Source organism: Pseudomonas sp. XP1 (assembly GCF_053557675.1).
Genome location: NZ_JBNRIJ010000028.1, coordinates 31196 through 47847, shown reverse-complemented (window position 1 = coordinate 47847; position 16652 = coordinate 31196). Strand labels below are relative to the sequence as shown.

At 63.4% G+C, this 16652-nt stretch carries 15 protein-coding genes and 1 riboswitch; of the genes, 4 read left to right on the top strand and 11 right to left on the bottom strand.

What is annotated here, in order from left to right:
* Window positions 1-63: 63 nt before the first annotated feature.
* The 5 genes from ACK1U9_RS20250 to ahcY form a co-directional block, all read right to left on the bottom strand.
* On the bottom strand, window positions 64-1947 hold the full coding sequence (locus ACK1U9_RS20250; RefSeq protein WP_173015120.1) for a DEAD/DEAH box helicase: 1884 nt from the start codon (window positions 1945-1947) through the stop codon (window positions 64-66).
* Window positions 1948-2165: 218 nt separating this feature from the next.
* Window positions 2166-2954 carry a substrate-binding periplasmic protein gene (locus ACK1U9_RS20245; RefSeq protein ID WP_108480786.1) on the bottom strand — a complete coding sequence of 263 codons (789 nt, stop codon included), beginning with the start codon at window positions 2952-2954 and terminating at the stop codon, window positions 2166-2168.
* 164 nt (window positions 2955-3118) lie between these two features.
* Entirely contained in the window at window positions 3119-4195 is a 1077-nt protein-coding gene (locus ACK1U9_RS20240) for a hypothetical protein (protein WP_046613423.1), read from the bottom strand.
* Between the two features lie 92 nt (window positions 4196-4287).
* Window positions 4288-5133: a methylenetetrahydrofolate reductase [NAD(P)H] gene (metF, locus tag ACK1U9_RS20235; RefSeq protein ID WP_025340893.1), complete on the bottom strand. Its 846-nt coding sequence runs from the start codon at window positions 5131-5133 to the stop codon at window positions 4288-4290.
* 166 nt (window positions 5134-5299) lie between these two features.
* The gene (gene ahcY, locus ACK1U9_RS20230) at window positions 5300-6709 is read right to left on the bottom strand and encodes an adenosylhomocysteinase (RefSeq protein ID WP_046613422.1); all 1410 of its coding nucleotides are present in this window, start codon (window positions 6707-6709) and stop codon (window positions 5300-5302) included.
* 20 nt (window positions 6710-6729) lie between these two features.
* A riboswitch (S-adenosyl-L-homocysteine riboswitch) is annotated at window positions 6730-6826 on the bottom strand.
* A 178-nt stretch (window positions 6827-7004) separates the two neighbouring features.
* On the opposite strand from ahcY, the gene ACK1U9_RS20225 reads away from it, so the two are divergent.
* A complete protein-coding gene (locus ACK1U9_RS20225; RefSeq protein WP_009399312.1) occupies window positions 7005-7406 on the top strand; it encodes an acyl-CoA thioesterase in 402 nt (133 codons plus the stop codon).
* Window positions 7407-7528: 122 nt separating this feature from the next.
* Here the strand turns inward: ACK1U9_RS20225 and ACK1U9_RS20220 are convergent, their stop codons facing one another.
* Window positions 7529-8764 (bottom strand): cation:proton antiporter, encoded by a 1236-nt coding sequence (locus tag ACK1U9_RS20220; RefSeq protein ID WP_046613421.1) that lies wholly within the window; start codon window positions 8762-8764, stop codon window positions 7529-7531.
* 190 nt (window positions 8765-8954) lie between these two features.
* Between ACK1U9_RS20220 and ACK1U9_RS20215 the strand changes: the two genes are divergently transcribed.
* The gene (locus ACK1U9_RS20215) at window positions 8955-9788 is read left to right on the top strand and encodes an EamA family transporter (RefSeq protein WP_108480785.1); all 834 of its coding nucleotides are present in this window, start codon (window positions 8955-8957) and stop codon (window positions 9786-9788) included.
* Window positions 9789-9816: 28 nt separating this feature from the next.
* Complete coding sequence (locus ACK1U9_RS20210; RefSeq protein ID WP_025340889.1) at window positions 9817-10203, top strand: MAPEG family protein; 387 nt, start codon at window positions 9817-9819, stop codon at window positions 10201-10203.
* 50 nt (window positions 10204-10253) lie between these two features.
* Here the strand turns inward: ACK1U9_RS20210 and mltA are convergent, their stop codons facing one another.
* Window positions 10254-11405, bottom strand: a complete 1152-nt coding sequence (gene mltA, locus ACK1U9_RS20205; protein ID WP_046613416.1) for a murein transglycosylase A — start codon at window positions 11403-11405, stop codon at window positions 10254-10256.
* A 118-nt stretch (window positions 11406-11523) separates the two neighbouring features.
* On the opposite strand from mltA, the gene ACK1U9_RS20200 reads away from it, so the two are divergent.
* Entirely contained in the window at window positions 11524-11970 is a 447-nt protein-coding gene (locus ACK1U9_RS20200; protein ID WP_046613415.1) for a c-type cytochrome, read from the top strand.
* Between the two features lie 73 nt (window positions 11971-12043).
* Here ACK1U9_RS20200 and ACK1U9_RS20195 read toward each other — a convergent pair whose 3' ends face one another.
* The 4 genes from ACK1U9_RS20195 to ACK1U9_RS20180 all read right to left on the bottom strand — a co-directional run bounded on the left by ACK1U9_RS20195 (window position 12044) and on the right by ACK1U9_RS20180 (window position 16617).
* Window positions 12044-12436 carry a DUF1090 domain-containing protein gene (locus ACK1U9_RS20195; protein WP_449110142.1) on the bottom strand — a complete coding sequence of 131 codons (393 nt, stop codon included), beginning with the start codon at window positions 12434-12436 and terminating at the stop codon, window positions 12044-12046.
* 132 nt (window positions 12437-12568) lie between these two features.
* Window positions 12569-14269 carry an NAD-dependent DNA ligase LigB gene (gene ligB, locus ACK1U9_RS20190; protein ID WP_449110141.1) on the bottom strand — a complete coding sequence of 567 codons (1701 nt, stop codon included), beginning with the start codon at window positions 14267-14269 and terminating at the stop codon, window positions 12569-12571.
* Window positions 14270-14415: 146 nt separating this feature from the next.
* A complete protein-coding gene (gene metK, locus ACK1U9_RS20185) occupies window positions 14416-15606 on the bottom strand; it encodes a methionine adenosyltransferase (RefSeq protein WP_015272060.1) in 1191 nt (396 codons plus the stop codon).
* A gap of 18 nt (window positions 15607-15624) precedes the next feature.
* Window positions 15625-16617, bottom strand: coding sequence for an ArsR/SmtB family transcription factor (locus ACK1U9_RS20180; protein ID WP_046613411.1), 993 nt, complete (start codon window positions 16615-16617; stop codon window positions 15625-15627).
* Window positions 16618-16652: the final 35 nt, after the last annotated feature.

Sequence of the window (16652 nt, the reverse complement as noted above, 5' to 3'; positions counted from 1 at the left end):
AAAACCTTTTGGCGCGGCCTTGTGTCGCGAAAGGGCCGCAAAGCGGCCCCCTCATGCTTTTTGTCAGCCCTTGCGGGTAAGCAGCGCCGGGCGCTCACCGCGCGGACGGCTTGGCAGGTCATCCAGTTGCTCCGGCGTCGGGTATCGGTCGAGCTTCGATTCCTTGCGGATGATCACCGGCTGTTTTTCCGGCTGACGCGGGTTGCGCACGGCCGGTTCTTGCCGGGCGGCATCGTCACGGGCCGGGCGGCCACGGCCACCGCCATCACGACGGGCACCGCCACCGTTGTTGCCGCGGGCCGGACGTTTCTCGCCGCCCCCGCCGCTGCGCGGCTGGCCGCTGGTGCGACCCTGGCCACCGGCATTGCTGCGCTGGCCATTACCCTGGCCCTGACCTTGGCCGGCACTGCCACCCGGGCGGCGATTGCGGCCCTGGTTCTTGCCCTGATACGGGCTGACGTAGTCGGCACGGTTGCCGAAGTTGTCGATTTCGTCGTCCAGGAACTCTTCCGGATCACGGTCGACAGGCACTTTCGGCACGCTGCTGTTGCTGGCCTGCTGTTGCTGCTGGCGTGGCTTCTTGTCACGCGGCTTGCGTTGCTGCTGCTTGTCGCCGCTCTTTTCCTTGTCGGCCGGCTTGTCAGCAGCCTGTTGCTTGGCCTTGCCTTTATCCTTGCCCTTGTCCTTGCGGCCGCCGTTGGCGTCTTTGCCGCCTTCGCCGCGGGCCTGCTGGTTGCGGCCACCACGGCCGTTGTTCTGCTGGCGTTCGCGTACTTCAGGTTTTTCGGCTTCTATCTGGCTGGCGTCGAAGCCCATCAGGTCGCCGTCCGGGATCTTCTGCTTGGTCACCCGTTCGATGCTCTTGAGCAGCTTCTCTTCATCCGGCGCGACCATGGAAATGGCCTCGCCCGAACGCCCGGCACGGCCGGTACGACCGATACGGTGGACGTAGTCTTCCTCGACGTTCGGCAGCTCGAAGTTGACCACGTGCGGCAATTGGTCGATGTCCAGGCCTCGGGCGGCGATGTCGGTGGCGACCAGTACGCGCACGTTGTTGGCCTTGAAGTCGGCCAGGGCCTTGGTGCGGGCGTTCTGGCTCTTGTTGCCGTGGATCGCGGCGGCGGTCAGGCCGTGCTTTTCCAGGTACTCGGCCAGGCGGTTGGCGCCGTGCTTGGTGCGAGTGAACACCAGTACCTGTTCCCAGGCACCCTGGGTGATCAGGTGTGCCAGCAGCGCGCGCTTGTGGCTGGCGGGCAGGCGGTATACGCGCTGCTCGATACGCTCGACGGTAGTGTTCGGCGGGGTGACCTCGATACGCTCCGGGTTGTGCAGGAGCTTGTCGGCGAGGTCGGTAATGTCTTTGGAGAAGGTGGCCGAGAACAACAGGTTCTGGCGCTTGGCCGGCAGGCGGGCTAGGACCTTCTTGACGTCATGGATGAAGCCCATGTCGAGCATGCGGTCGGCTTCGTCCAGCACCAGGATTTCCACGTGGGCCAGGTCAACCTTGCCTTGGCCTGCCAGGTCGAGCAGGCGACCCGGGCAGGCGACCAGCACGTCCACACCCTTGGCAATGGCCTGGATCTGCGGGTTCATGCCGACGCCGCCGAAAATGCAGGCGCTGACCAGTGGCAGGTCACGGGCATAGACCTTGAAGCTGTCATGCACCTGGGCTGCCAGTTCGCGGGTCGGGGTCAGGACCAGCACGCGAGGTTGGCGCGGGCCATGGCGCTGCGACTTGTCGGGGTGGCCGGCCGGGAACAGGCGCTCGAGGATCGGCAGGGCGAAACCGCCGGTTTTACCAGTACCTGTCTGTGCGGCGACCATCAGGTCGCGGCCTTGCAACACGGCGGGAATCGCCCGCTGTTGCACGGGGGTCGGCTGGGTGTAGCCCGCAGCCTCGATAGCGCGGACAAGAGCCTCGGAGAGACCGAGGGAAGCAAAGGACATGGGCAATCCTGTTCTCGTGTGGGCTGGGCCCGTTTGGGATGTTCTGCCTGGCGCGACGGGCATCGGTGGGATGCGATCGCGTCCGGTCCAGCTGGGCTTTCACTGCACATCCGGGTAGCGGAGGGTAACGCGAAGGCGCGTCGATGCCGATCGGGATGCCTGTTGCGAGGCCGAGCGTCCGGGCGTGAGCCGGGCGGGAAGGCCCGAGTATAACAGAGCTATCGCGCTGTGCTGCTTTCCTGCTGCTCAACGGCGTTGAGAATGTTTCCGATGTCGCCTGTGTAGCGGTTGCTGATTGCTGCATAGGCCGGTTCCTGCTTGAAGCGACGCAGTTCCGCGGCGAAGGCTTGGGCCAGTGCCTCCCGCCCCGGCTTGCGCGCGAGCCCCAGGTACTGCGCCTGGCGGTTGATCACCAGTGGCAGCTCCTTGACCTGCTGTTGCAGGCCCAGATGCCGCAGCAGGTAATGGCCGACCCTGCGGTCGGTGATTGCCAGGTCGATGCGGCCTAGCACCAGCTTGCCGAAGTTGGCTTCATGGGTAGGCGCGGCTTCGCGCGTGAAATGTACGGCCTCATTGAACGCGGCACCATAGACGTAGCCGGGTGAGGTACCGACTGTGAGGCCGGCAAGGTCTTCCAGCGCCTTGACGGCATGGGGGCGTGCACTGGCCTCGAACAGGACGAACTCTACCTCCGACATGGGCTCGGGGGCGTACACCAGGTATGGCTGGCGCGACTCGGTCTGGAAGATGTCCATGATGCCGTCGGCCTGGCCCTGCTCGATCATTGCCAGGCAGCGCTTCCACGGCAGGAATTCCCACTCCACCTCGACGCCAAGGCGTTCGAACACCCGTGTGGTGACTTCGTAGTCGATGCCGTGCGGCTCGCCGTCGTGCTGGTATGCATAGGGTGCCCAGTCGTCGGTCACCAGGCGCAGGCGCTCGCCCAGGGCCAGCGGGCTCAGGCAGGCAAGCAACAGGATCCAGAACAGGCGGGCGACGTGTGGCATGGCCGGAGATTACGCGCTCGGCCTGTTCAAGGCCAGTGAGGATGATGTTCTCCTGTGCTGGCCTCTTCGCGGGTGAACCCGCTCCCACAAGTACAGCACCAGCCTGCAAGCCAGCAGATCCTGTGGGAGCGGGTTTACCCGCGAAGAGGCCGACACAGGGTCACTCAAGTGTGGGATGACCTCAGCAGATGCGCTTCGATATCCTTGCGCCGTTCGCCCAATGACAGGCGCAACCCCGGGTGGCGCAGGCACTGGCGCAGTTGCTCGGGCCCCATATGGCCATGGCGGGCGTTGAGGTTTTCCAGGGCCTTGTCCCACCAGGCCGGCGCGCAGGCGCGGTCGAATTCATTAGGGTAGGGGTAGCAGCCATACAGCAGCTCGCGGGCGAACTGGCGCTCGTGGCTGGGCAGGGTCATGCTCAGCGCCTTGTAACCCAGGCGTTGCAGGGCTGGTGGCCGTGGCAGCTGGTCATTGACCAGGGACACGTCGGCCAGCGCCGCGTGGCTCAGTGGGTCATGGCCGTGCTTGCGCAGCCAGGCCTGGATCTTGGCGCGGAACTGCGCCTTGCGGCTCCAGTAGTGGTGGATGACATCTGTGCACTCGGCCAACTCCAGCGTGCGGTAGGCCGCCACCGCCAGGCAGAACTCCTCGAGGGTATAGGCTTCGCGAGCCAAGGGGTGGAACTCGTCCATCATGGCGATGGAGCGGTCCAGGGCGCCGGCGTCTTCGGCGGTGAGGCCGATCACCCCGGAATTGACCAGTGGCATCTGGCAATCGGCCAGACCGCGGGATTCAAGGATGGCCAGCAGGTTCTTGTACAGCAGGCACTTCTGGTTGCTGCCATAGCGCGCACCGATGGCATTGCACAGCAGGCGGCCTGGGGCCACCCGGGCGAACAGCTCCAGCGGCGACTTGCGGAAGAAGGTGTCGGTGTCGATCAGCACTGCCAGCGGGTGTTGCTGCAGCACCTGGCGCAACAGCACATGCTTGCTGCGAAAGTGATAACCGTGAGGGGCGTTCCATGCCTGGCGCGTGGCTTCGTCCAGCAGGTGTACAGTGACAGGCAGGCCGGTATAGGGCTGCGGGTTGTCGGTGTAGACCTGGATGTCCATGGCTTCGTCTGCTGCCGTGCCCAGGTGGGCGAGGGCGCTGATGATGCTGAAACAGGCTTCCTGATGGTAGGTTGCCGGGCCAAAAGCCAGGTAGACGAGCTGGGGACGCGATGGCTGGTGGGGCTGCATGGCAGGCAAGACCTGTGTAACCGGAAAATGAATAAGGCTTTAGTCTATGACCAAAGCCTTAATCAAATCTTAAACAGGTTTTGCAAAAAATTTCAGCGTGGCAGCTTCAGATTGTTCCAGATCGCAAGGCTCGGCTCGGCCTGGTTCAAGGTATAGAAGTGCAGCCCTGGAGCGCCGCCTTGCAGCAGCTGTTCGCACATGCGGGTGATCACTTCTTCGCCGAATGCCTGGATGCTGGCAGTATCGTCGGCATAGGCTTCCAGCTGCTTGCGGATCCAGCGCGGGATCTCGGCGCCGCAGGCGTCGGAGAAGCGCGCCAGCTTGCTGTAGTTGGTGATCGGCATGATGCCGGGTACCACCGGGATGTCCACGCCCAACTTCTGTGCGCGCTCGACGAAGTAGAAGTAGCTGTCGGCGTTGAAGAAATACTGGGTGATGGCACTGTCGGCACCGGCCTTGACCTTGTGCACGAAGTTGGCCAGGTCAGCCTCGAAATTGCGGGCCTGGGGGTGCATCTCCGGATAGGCGGCCACTTCCAGGTGGAAGTGATCCGCGGTTTCCTGGCGGATGAATTCGACCAGGTCACTGGCGTAGCGCAGTTCGCCACTGGCCATGCCCATGCCCGATGGCAGGTCTCCACGCAAGGCGACGATGCGCTTGATGCCTGCAGCCTTGTATTCGGCCAGCAGGGCGCGCAGTTCGGCCTTGGTATCGCCTACGCACGACAGGTGCGGCGCGGCAGGTACCTTCACTTCGCTTTCCAGCTGCAGCACGGTGTTCAGCGTGCGGTCGCGGGTAGAGCCACCGGCACCGTAGGTGCAGGAGAAGAAGTCCGGGTTGTAGGCGGCCAGCTGGCGGGCGACGCCCATCAGCTTTTCGTGGCCGGCATCGGTCTTGGTCGGGAAGAACTCGAAACTGTAACGGCGTTCCTGGGACATCGGGCGTTCCTCTGGCAGCAAGCTTCAAGCGGCAGGCTGCAAGTAAAAGCCAGATCGGTCATGGCCGGCCTGGCTTGGGCATCGTTCAAGATCCTTGATGCTCGAGCTGCAAGCGGCAATGGCATGGTCTGCCTTTGATTGCCGCTTGAAGCTTCAAGCTGGCCGCTTAGTAGCGGTAGGCGTGCGGCTTGAACGGGCCTTCGACGGTGACACCGATGTAGTCAGCCTGCTGCTTGGTCAGCTGGGTGACCACGCCGCCGAAGCCGCGGACCATTTCCAGGGCCACTTCTTCATCGAGCTTCTTCGGCAGTACTTCAACGGTCAGGCGCTCGGCTTTCTTCTCGGCCGGCAGGTCAGCGAACTTCTGCTCGAACAGGAAGATCTGCGCCAGTACCTGGTTGGCGAACGAACCGTCCATGATGCGGCTTGGGTGGCCAGTGGCGTTGCCCAGGTTGACCAGGCGGCCTTCGGCCAGCAGGATCAGGTAGTCATCGTTCTGCGGGTCGAAGCTGCCGGCGCCGGTGCGGTGGATCTTGTGCACCTGCGGCTTGACCTCTTCCCAGGCCCAGTTCTTGCGCATGAAGGCGGTATCGATTTCGTTGTCGAAGTGGCCGATGTTGCATACCACGGCGCGCTTCTTCAGCGCCTTGAGCATGTTGGCGTCGCAGACATTGACGTTGCCGGTGGTGGTCACGATCAGGTCGATCTTGCCCAGCAGGGCCTTGTCGATGCTGGCTTCGGTGCCGTTGTTGATACCGTCGATGAATGGCGAAACCACTTCGAAGCCGTCCATGCAGGCCTGCATGGCGCAGATCGGGTCGACTTCGGTGACCTTGACGATCATGCCTTCCTGGCGCAGGGACTGGGCCGAGCCCTTGCCCACGTCACCGTAGCCGATCACCAGGGCCTGCTTGCCCGACAGCAGGTGGTCGGTACCACGCTTGATGGCGTCGTTCAGGCTGTGACGGCAGCCGTACTTGTTGTCGTTCTTGCTCTTGGTAACCGAGTCGTTGACGTTGATCGCCGGGACTTTCAGCTCGCCCTTGGCCAGCATGTCCAGCAGGCGGTGCACGCCGGTGGTGGTCTCTTCGGTCACGCCGTGCACGCGCTCCAGTACTTGCGGGTACTTCTTGTGCAGCAGCTCGGTCAGGTCGCCACCGTCGTCGAGGACCATGTTAGCGTCCCATGGCTTGCCATCCTTGAGGATGGTCTGCTCCAGGCACCACTCGTACTCTTGCTCGGTTTCACCTTTCCAGGCGAACACCGGGATACCGGCGGCGGCGATGGACGCGGCGGCCTGGTCCTGGGTGGAGAAGATGTTGCAGGACGACCAGCGCACTTCGGCACCCAGGGCAACCAGAGTTTCGATCAGCACGGCGGTCTGGATGGTCATGTGAATGCAGCCCAGGATCTTCGCACCCTTGAGCGGTTGCTCGGCCAGGTACTTGCGACGCAGGCCCATCAGTGCAGGCATTTCCGATTCGGCGATGATGGTTTCGCGACGACCCCAGGCGGCCAGGGAGATGTCGGCGACTTTGTAATCGGTAAAACCAGCAGGCATGTTTGCAGCGCTCATGAGAGCCTCCATTCGTAGTGTGCGAATGGGCGCCGTTGTGCGTTAAGCGCTCGCGAGAGCGAGCAACGCCCCATCCGAGCCTGACAGGCCTAGCCTGCTGCAGCGCCCCTCGGACGGGTGGCGGGCATGGCGCCGCTGTGGGCGGCCATGTGAAGCGGCGGAGATTATAGCCGTGCCCGTCGGCTTGCCCAAGGTTTTCTGTCGATTAATCGCGACGATAGTCGATGTTCAATGGAGCGGCAGCGGCAGCTCTGCCATCATTGCTGCACGTTAGCCAAGCAGGTCAGGAGTACAGATGAACTTTCATACCCGCAAGTGGGTTAAACCCGAAGACCTCAACCCAAACGGCACTTTGTTCGGTGGCAGCCTGCTGCGCTGGATCGACGAGGAGGCGGCGATCTACGCCATCGTCCAGCTGGGCAACCAGCGCGTGGTGACCAAGTACATATCGGAAATCAACTTCGTCAGTGCCTCGCGTCAGGGCGACATCATCGAACTGGGCATCACCGCCACCGAGTTCGGCCGCACCTCGATCACCCTCAAGTGCGAAGTGCGCAACAAGATCACTCGCAAGGCCATTCTCACGGTCGACAAGATGGTCTTCGTCAACCTTGGCGAGGACGGGTTGCCGGCACCGCATGGGCGGACCGAGATCAAGTACATCCAGGACCAGTTCCCGGACAGTGCAGTCGAATAGATCCCGGTTGTAGGTGCTGGCCTCTTCGCGGGTAAACCCGCTCCCACAAGGTTTTCACTGCCCGAAAGGTAGCGGAGATTCTGTGGGAGCGGGTTTACCCGCAAACAGGCCGGCACAATTGCTCACGGCTGAGCGCTGACCTTGCGTACCACTCGCCCGATGCTCAACCCCTGCACCAGGATCGACGACAGCACCACGATGTAGGTGATCGACAGCAGCAGGTCACGCTCCTCGCCCAGTGGCAGCGACAGTGCCAGGGCAACCGACACCCCACCGCGCAGGCCACCCCAGGTCAGCACACGTACCGTGCCCTTGGGCACCGGGCGCCAGCGCCGCAGCAGCACTATCGCCGGGGCCACGGTCAGCAGCCGCGACAGCAGCACCGCCAGCGCCAGCACGCTACCGGCCGCCAGGTGCATCCAGTTGAATGGTAGCAGCAACAGTTCCAGGCCGATCAGCGCGAACAGCAGGGCGTTGAGCATGTCGTCGATCAGTTCCCAGAAACCGTCCATGTAGCGACGGGTCATGTCGTTCATCGCCAGGTTGCGCCCCAGGTTACCGATGATCAGCCCGGCCACCACCATGGCGATCGGCGCCGAAACGTGCAGTTCGTAGCACATCGCCGAGCCGCCGATGACCAATGCCAGGGTCAGCATCACTTCCACCTGGTACTGCTCGACGCTCTTGATCATGCGGTAGGTGGCGTAGCCGATCAGGCCGCCGAACACCACACCGCCGATGGCCTCGCGGGCGAACAGGATCGCCGTGTCGGTCATGCTCGGTGTTTCCCCCAGCTGGATGATGCCCAGCAGCACGGTGAACACCACCACCGCAGTGCCGTCGTTGAATAGCGACTCGCCGACGATGGTGGTTTTAAGCGGTTTGGAGGCATTGGCGGTACGTAGCGCACCAAGCACGGCAATCGGGTCGGTGGGCGAGATCAGCGCACCGAACAACAGGCAGTAGATCAGCGGCACCTGCCAGCCGAAAAGGGCGAACACCCAGTGCGACAGGTAACCGATGACCACGGTGGCAATCAGCACGCCGACGGTGGCCAGCAGGCCGATGGGCCAGCGGTAGTTGCGCAGGTCGGAGAGGTTGACGTGCAAGGCGCCGGCGAACAGCAGGAACGCCAGCATCCAGTGCATCAGCAGGTCGTTGAAGTCGATCTGGTTCATCAACCCTTCGACGCGCGCTTCCAGACCAGGGAAGCCGATAAGGCTCAAGCCCTGCAGTATCAGTGAAAACAGCAGCGCCGTGACCATCACGCCGATGGCAGGGGGCAGGCCGATAAAACGGTAATTTACATAGGTGAGAAGGGTGGTAAGGCAGATAAACGCGGCAACTAGTTCAAGCATCCCGAATCCTGTAACAGTGGCTTCCAAGTCGTAACCCGAATTACTCGGGCAGTTCTTTGATGACCTGGCGCGGGGTTCGGGACACAAGGTTTGACCAGAGTCGTTTGAATCGTTCCCATGTAAGGGGCCGCACAGCGGCCCGCGAACGCTATATAGTCCCAGCCATAAATAGCCACAAGGATAAGAAGGCGTGTTGGCAACTTCCCTGGTACTGATCGCCGCCCTGCTGCACGCGACCTGGAACACCCTGATCAAATTCAGCGGCGAGCGCCTGCTGGTAATCGCCAGCATGGATACGGTGGCGTTGGCCTTCGCGGTTCTTGCGGTGGCCTTTGTCGAGGTGCCTCCGGCCAACATCTGGCCCTGGCTGCTGGCTTCGGCGCTGGCCGAGCAGCTGTACCGCTTTCTGCTGATCCAGGCCTACCGCGTGGGCGATCTGGGGCTGGTCTATCCTCTGATGCGCGGGCTGTCGCCGCTGGTTGTGCTGGGGCTGACGCTGACCTTTGCCGGTGAATCGCTGAGCCAGCAGCAGATAATCGGCATCCTGTTGATCCCCTGTGGCATGGCCTGCCTGTTGTGGCAGGGCGGTGGGGGTGACCGGCTACCTTGGTCGATGCTGCCGGTGGTTGCCCTGATCGGCCTGTGCATTGGTTGCTACACCTGGTTCGACGGCCAGGCGGTGCGCTTGTGGGGCAAACCCTTGGATTACCTGGTGTGGCTGACCTTGCTCAGTGCCTGGCCCTTCCCGTTGCTGGCCAGCGTGGCGCGGCGTGCGCCGTTCGTGTTGTTCTGGCGCCTGCAGTGGCGCCTGGGGCTTGCGGTGGGGCTGTGTGTATTGCTCAGTTACGCGCTGGTGCTGTGGGCCATGCACCTTGGGTCGGTGGCCGAAGCGGCGGCGTTGCGGGAGTTGAGCGTGATCCTGGTGGTGCTGCTGGGTATGCGCTACCTGAAAGAACCTTTTGGCGGGCCGAGACTCCTAGCTTGCGGGCTGGTATTGGCCGGCATGCTGGTAATGAAGCTTTGACCCGAAGACTGAACAAGGAGTCCTGTCCATGACTGTTGCCCTGTGGTGCATCCTGATCGCGCTGTTCTTGCCGCCTCTGTGTGCGTTGATAGCCAAAGTTGGTAGTGGCCGCTTCCGCCTGCGCGACAACCACGACCCGCGCGCGTTCCTGGATACCCTGTCCGGGCTCCCGCGGCGCGCACATGCTGCCCAGCAGAACAGTTTCGAAGCCTTCCCGGCATTTGCCGCGGCGGTGCTGGTGGCGGATATCGTCGGCAATGCCGAGCAGGTGACCCAGGATGTACTGGGGGTGATGTACATCACCAGCCGGCTGCTCTACATCATCTGTTACCTGGCCGACTGGGCCATGCTGCGATCGCTGGTGTGGTTTGCCGGGATGGCCATGATCGTGGCGTTCTTCGTGGTTTCCATCTGAGACCGCGTCGCCTTCTTCGCGGGGTCACCCGCGAAGAATCCAAGCACCGATCAAGGCACTTTTGGCACCTCAGGCAGCGGCTTGCCCTTGGGCCACAGCATCCAGATCTGCCCTTGCTGCTTCATGTTTCCGGCCAGTTCCCCTGCTTCCGGCCCGGTGCCCCAGAACAGGTCCGCGCGCACCTCGCCCGTAATTGCCCCGCCAGTATCCTGAGCACCCACCGGGCGTACCACCGGCGTACCGTCCGGGCGAGTGGTGGACAGCCATAGCAAGCTGCCCAGCGGAATCACCTTGCGGTCGATGGCCACGCTGTAGCCAGCCGTCAGCGGCACGTTCAGCGAACCCCGCGGCCCTTCGTTGCTGTCCGGGCGGGTGCTGAAGAACACGTAGCTGGGGTTGCTGGCGAGCAGTTCCGGTACCCGCTGCGGGTTGGCCTGGGCCCAGGCGTGAATGGCCCCCATGCTCACTTCTTCCTTCTTCAACTGACCCTGTTCCACCAGCCAGCGCCCGATCGGCCGATAGGGGTGGCCGTTCTGGTCGGCGTAACCCAGGCGCAGCTGGCGGCCATCTTCCAGTTGTACCCGGCCGGAACCCTGGATCTGCAGGAACTGCAGGTCCATCGGGTCGGTCAGCCAGGCCAGTACCGGCGCCTTGGCGCCGTCGCGGTTGATCACCTCGGCGGTGTCGTAAGGCTTGAGCACCCGGCCATCGAGGCGGCCGCGCAGGCGCTTGCCCTTGAGTTCTGGGTACACGCTGGCCAGGTCGACCACGATCATGTCGTCGGGAATGCCATAGACCGGCACATGGTTGGTTGCCGACTGGCTCAGGCTGCCAGGGTAGACCGGTTCGTAGTAACCGGTGATCAGGCCGTTGGCATTGTTTTCGGCCGAACGCAGGCCGTATACCTGCAGGTTCTGTTGCAGGAAGGCGCGCACCTGCAAGGCATCGTCGGGCACGCTGGCGGCTGCTTCGCAGGTACCGGCCCAGACGGTGTCGCGCTTGAGCTTTTCACAGCCGTTGCGCCAGGCCTGGAAGCCCGCCACCAGGTCGCTGTCGCTGACGGTGGGCAGGTCCTGCCAGGTGGCATTGGCGTAGGTGGCGATGGCATGGGGTTCGGGTTTGGCGCTTTCGCCGCCGTTGCAGCCGGCCAGCAGGGCCAGCGCCGGGAGTGTCCAGGCCAGGTGGCGCAGGGCAGATTTCATGAGTACGTTCCTGTCATGAGTGAACACGGATATTCACCCCTGGTTTTTTGTGGCTATTGGTCTTTGGCCACTTGGCAGCGATACTGGCCGCCCATTTGCATTGGCCGAAGAGACCGTGATGTTGAAGCGATTGACTGTTGTTCTGCTGGCGGTGCTGGCCCTGGGTGGTTGTGACCGGGTTGACCCTAACTCCCCGCTGGGCAAGCGCAAGGTGATCTTCAAGGACATGCTCAAGACCAGCGAAGACCTTGGCGGCATGTTGCGCGGGCGTTTGCCGTTCGACGGGGTGAAGTTCGCCGACGGTGCGCTGAAGCTGGACAACCTTTCGCACCAGCCTTGGCAGCACTTCCCACAGGTGCGCGATGGTGGCGACAGTAGTGCGCGTGCCGAGGTGTGGGAGCGTCAGGCACGCTTTCATGACCTGGCCCGGCAGCTGGAAGGCGTCACTGGCGAACTGGTCGATGTCACCCGTGGCCAGCCGTTGGACGCTGCGCAGTTGAAGGCGCCGATGGACAAGGTCGAAGCGGCTTGCAAGGCCTGTCATACCGAGTTTCGTAATCATTGATGGCCTGTTGCGGCCTCATCGCCGGCTTGCCGGCGATGAGGCCAGTAAAGGCGACGCAGTATTCGGATCTCTGTCAGCGATCCAGATCATCCACCGCTTCCTGCAGTTCCTTGCGCGACTCGGCCAGCTTGTCCTTGCGCTTGTTGATCTTCTCCGGATCGCCTTTCTTTTCGGCTTTCTTCAGGTCCCTTTCCCGCTGCGCCACTTCGTGACGGGCGTCGAGCACCTTCTGCTCACGTTCTTTGCGCAGGCCGGCATCGGTGCAGTTGTCGACCCCTCGCAGGGCCTCTTCAAGCCCTGCGGCCTGGGCGGTGTTGCCGTGTTCGCGGGCAATCTTCAACTGGTTCTCGATGGCGCTGCGTTTGGCGGCGCAACCGGTCAGGCCGGCATCCGGCTGGGCGGCTTGTGCGGCACCAGCGGCCAGGCACAGTGTCGCAAACAGGAAAAGGGACGAAATACGTTTCATGAAAAGCCTCCTTGACGGGGCGGGGCAGCAAAAGTTGGGGGAAATCCTGCCTTGGTTTTGCCCATTTAGAAACCCTTGCTGGGGTTTTCCGGCTTAATCTCGGGATTTTCCTACAGGTAAATTGGTAAATAATCATTGCTCAACGCTTTGCCGGTCGATGGGGAAACCGTCGATCCCTGCCTTGGCCAGCTGCGTAGCAATGGCTTGAACCTCGGTGGTCGCAAAAAAAACTGCAAGCTGTTGCCCGCGCTTTTCGCCGATGCCGGGCATGGTTTGCCATTCGAGATTCGTGCGGGCAGCAAGCTCCCGCCAGCCGCCTGTCACCTGCATGCCGGTGGGTGTGGGGGCGCCCAGTCCGCGCAGCCATTGAGCGAAGGGCCGTGAGCGGGCTTGGTCGAAACTGCTCAGCAACTGCGAAGCCGTTGCGTCACTGATACCTGCAACCTGGCCCAGGCGGTTGGCATCCAGGTGCAGCCAGTCGGTCATCGAAGTCACCAGCCCGGCAGCCACCAGTCGGCGCCAGGTGCCAGGCCCGGTGCGCGGCAGTGCCAGCCCCTGCTTGCCGCTGAGCCAGGTGAGGCGGGCAATGAACTGTTCCTCGCAGCCTTCGCTGGCCTGCCAGCAACTGTGTGCATGGTGTTGACCAGGCACTGGTGCGGTCACCGGTTGGCGCTCGGCGGTGCGGTGCACCACTTGCTCCAGGCGTGGAATGGTCAGCCCGGCAAGGCTGACGGCCACCTGGTCACCGGGGCGGATGTCGAGCTTGAGCCAGCGTGCCAGTGAGCCCAGGCTGACCTGGGTGATTCTCCGGTCATCCAGGGTGACCGGCAGCACGTGCAAGACTGGCGTCACCCTACCAGTGCGGCCAACGCGGAAGCGTACTTCGCGCACTTCGGCCAGGGCCTGCGTGTAAGGGTGCTTCCACGCCGCGATCCAGTAGGGTGCCTTGGCCTGCCAGCGCTCGGCCGAGGGCCGTACGCCTTGGCGCAACACCACGCCATCGGTGGCGAAGGGCAGGGGTGAGCGGTACCAGTAGTCACGCCAGTGCGCGGCATCGTCCGCTGTTTCTATGGCGACGCTGTAATCCTGGCTGTGCGCGAAACCCAGTTCCGTCAACTGCGCGAGGCGTTCGGCCTGCTGCTCAGGGCCCTGCGGCCAGTCCCACACGAACAGGCCGATGCGCTCGCCCTGTTCACGACTCAGCTGCTTGCGAGCCAGCAGCCCCGCTACCGTCCCTCGGGCGTTGGCGCTGCCTGCCTGGGCTTGCACATGTGCGTCCCGGCGCAGGTACAGTTCGCCCTGAAGTTGCAGGTCGATGTCCTGGGGCAACTTCCGGTTGATTGCGTCGAGCAGAGGGATGTGGCGGCTCCAGTCGTGCCCCTGCACGCCGTCCCCCCTGCTGATCAACTGCACCAGCCGGCCTTGTCGGTAGATGAGGGACACCGCTACGCCATCGACCTTTGGCTGCACCCAGACATCGGCCTTGCCGGCCAGCCAACGTTCTACAGCCAGGCGGTCGGCCAGCTTGTCGACACCGGTATGCGGGACCGGATGCGGGATTGGACCGCGAGCACTGGCAAGCGGGGACGGAGTAGCGGCAATGCCAAAGCACTGCTGCAGGTGCGCCAGGCGCTGGCGGCTCTGGTCATAGAGCTCATCGGGTACGAGCCCAACGCCCTGGCGATGGTAATGGTCGTCCCAGCGAGCAAGCGTGGCGCGCAGTCGGCTCACTTCAGTCTCGACTTGTTGCGGTTTCCAGGAGGGGCATGTGGCAGCGCGGGCCAGGGGAGCATTCAACGTCAACAGCAGGGCGAAAAGCAGCATGAGCGGCATGGCCAGCATCCTTGCATGGCGGGTGGGAGCCCTCAGCCTAGGCAGGTAGCGTGCGGGTCGCCATGCAGCGTTTGTCAGCCCATATGTCACAAAAAAGCCCCTGCCGATCGCTCGGCAGGGGCTTTCAGTTTCCGCTGCAGGAAAACTTACAGACCGGCAGCGTCACGCAGCGACTGGGCGCGGTCGGTGCGTTCCCAGGTGAAGGTGGTGAAGGTGTCGTCGCCGACCGTCTTCTGCTGCGGGGTACGGCCGAAGTGGCCGTAGGCAGCGGTTTCCTGGTACATCGGGTGCAGCAGGTCGAGCATGGTGGTGATGGCGTAAGGGCGCAGGTCGAAGCACTCGCGCACCAGCTGGATGATCTTGTCGTCGGAGACCTTGCCGGTACCGAAGGTGTTGATCGAGATGGAGGTCGGCTGGGCCACGCCGATGGCGTACGACACCTGGATCTCGCAACGCTCGGCCAGGCCGGCGGCGACGATGTTCTTGGCCACGTAGCGGCCGGCGTAGGCGGCGGAACGGTCGACCTTGGACGGGTCCTTGCCAGAGAACGCGCCACCACCATGGCGGGCCATGCCGCCGTAGGAGTCGACGATGATCTTGCGCCCGGTCAGGCCGCAGTCACCCACCGGGCCGCCGATGATGAAGTTGCCGGTCGGGTTGATGTGATACTGGGTGCCCTTGTGCAGCAGTTCGGCAGGCAGGGTGTGCTTGACGATCAGCTCCATCACGGCTTCCTGCAGGTCTTTCTGCGAAACCTCAGGGTTGTGCTGGGTCGACAGCACCACGGCGTCGATGCCGACCACCTTGCCATTTTCGTAACGGCAGGTTACCTGCGACTTGGCGTCCGGGCGCAGCCATGGCAGCAGTTTCGATTTGCGCGCTTCGGCCTGGCGCTCGACCAGACGGTGCGAGAAGCAGATCGGTGCTGGCATCAGCACGTCGGTTTCGTTGCTGGCGTAGCCGAACATCAGGCCCTGGTCACCGGCGCCCTGGTCTTCCGGACGGGAGCGGTCGACGCCTTGGGCGATGTCCACCGACTGCTTGCCGATGATGTTCATCACGGCGCAGGTGGCGCCGTCGAAACCGACGTCGGAGCTGTTGTAGCCGATGTCGATGATGACCTTGCGTACCAGCTCTTCCAGGTCGACCCAGGCGGAAGTGGTGACTTCGCCGGCGATGATGGCGACACCGGTCTTGACCAGGGTTTCGCAGGCTACGCGGGCGTATTTGTCCTGGGCGATGATGGCATCAAGGACGGCGTCCGAAATCTGGTCGGCGATCTTGTCCGGATGCCCTTCGGACACGGACTCGGAGGTGAAAAGGGAGTATTCGCTCATCTCGAAGGTTCCTGAAATTTACCGATGGTGTATGTCGCCAGCCGTCCGCTGGAAATGGCGGACCTGGATCTGGAAACCGTTACGCAAGCCCACGTACAGGCTGTCCCCGGGGGCCAGCCCGGCGTCATTGGCCCAACGGGCCAGGTCGTCCTGTTCGAAGCCAAGCCACAGGTCGCCGCAGGCTTCGCGCGCCCACCCCTGGTCATGGCTGCACAGTTCGGTTACCAGCAGGCTGCCGCCTGCCTTCACCCGTTTGGCCAGCTGGCGCAAGGCCAGGGCCGGGTCGCTGAAATGGTGCAGCACCATGTTCAGCACAACGCAGTCGGCGGCCACATCCGTTGCACCCAGTGCATCGGCCAACTGCAGGTTCACGTTGTCGAGCCCTTCGCGCTGGCACACCTGGCGCGCCAGCTCGAGCATGGTCGGGCTGTTGTCCAGGGCGGTGACCTGGGCGAAGCGCCGGGCCAGGTCGGGCAGGAAGCCACCGTCACCGGGGCCGACCTCCAGGGCGCTGGCGGCCGGGTCGAAATTCAGTTTGTCGAGCAGCGCCAGCAGGCTTTCGCGGTACTGCGGCAGGCCAGCGATCAGGTCCTGCTGTGCGCGGAATTTTTCTTCCACGCGCAGGAAGAAGTCCTGGCTTGTGGCTGCGCGGCGTTGCTGCACCTGGGCGATGCGTGCCTGCACGTCGGGCGGCAGGGCCAGGTCATCCACCTCTTCGAGCAGCGCCGCGTGCAGCCGACCGCCCAGGCGCAGGCTGTCGGGCAGGGCGCGGCGGTAGAAGATGGCATTGCCCTCGCGGCGGGTCGCCACCAGCTCGGCCTGGGCCAGCACCTTCAGGTGGTGGCTCATGCCCGACTGGCCCACGTCGAAGATCTGCGCCAGCTCCAGCACGCCGAACGAGTCGTTGGCCAGGGCGCGCAATACGTTCAGGCGCAACTCGTCGCCACTGGCTTTGCACAAGGCAGCTAATGCTTCGCGTTGCTCGGGGATCGATTGCGCACGGAGGTTCATGGTGCGGCAGTCTAGACAGGCATCGTTGCCCTAGC

What these genes read in the sequence shown, in the direction of transcription:
- ligB (WP_449110141.1), bottom strand. Translation starts at nt 14,269, where the DNA reads ATGCCGCTCATGCTGCTTTTCGCCCTGCTGTTGACGTTGAATGCTCCC.
- ACK1U9_RS20245 (WP_108480786.1), bottom strand. Translation starts at nt 2,954, where the DNA reads ATGCCACACGTCGCCCGCCTGTTCTGGATCCTGTTGCTTGCCTGCCTG.
- ahcY (WP_046613422.1), bottom strand. Translation starts at nt 6,709, where the DNA reads ATGAGCGCTGCAAACATGCCTGCTGGTTTTACCGATTACAAAGTCGCC.
- ACK1U9_RS20220 (WP_046613421.1), bottom strand. Translation starts at nt 8,764, where the DNA reads ATGCTTGAACTAGTTGCCGCGTTTATCTGCCTTACCACCCTTCTCACC.
- ACK1U9_RS20240 (WP_046613423.1), bottom strand. Translation starts at nt 4,195, where the DNA reads ATGCAGCCCCACCAGCCATCGCGTCCCCAGCTCGTCTACCTGGCTTTT.
- ACK1U9_RS20200 (WP_046613415.1), top strand. Translation starts at nt 11,524, where the DNA reads ATGTTGAAGCGATTGACTGTTGTTCTGCTGGCGGTGCTGGCCCTGGGT.
- metK (WP_015272060.1), bottom strand. Translation starts at nt 15,606, where the DNA reads ATGAGCGAATACTCCCTTTTCACCTCCGAGTCCGTGTCCGAAGGGCAT.
- ACK1U9_RS20250 (WP_173015120.1), bottom strand. Translation starts at nt 1,947, where the DNA reads ATGTCCTTTGCTTCCCTCGGTCTCTCCGAGGCTCTTGTCCGCGCTATC.
- metF (WP_025340893.1), bottom strand. Translation starts at nt 5,133, where the DNA reads ATGTCCCAGGAACGCCGTTACAGTTTCGAGTTCTTCCCGACCAAGACC.
- ACK1U9_RS20180 (WP_046613411.1), bottom strand. Translation starts at nt 16,617, where the DNA reads ATGAACCTCCGTGCGCAATCGATCCCCGAGCAACGCGAAGCATTAGCT.
- mltA (WP_046613416.1), bottom strand. Translation starts at nt 11,405, where the DNA reads ATGAAATCTGCCCTGCGCCACCTGGCCTGGACACTCCCGGCGCTGGCC.
- ACK1U9_RS20195 (WP_449110142.1), bottom strand. Translation starts at nt 12,436, where the DNA reads ATGAAACGTATTTCGTCCCTTTTCCTGTTTGCGACACTGTGCCTGGCC.
- ACK1U9_RS20225 (WP_009399312.1), top strand. Translation starts at nt 7,005, where the DNA reads ATGAACTTTCATACCCGCAAGTGGGTTAAACCCGAAGACCTCAACCCA.
- ACK1U9_RS20210 (WP_025340889.1), top strand. Translation starts at nt 9,817, where the DNA reads ATGACTGTTGCCCTGTGGTGCATCCTGATCGCGCTGTTCTTGCCGCCT.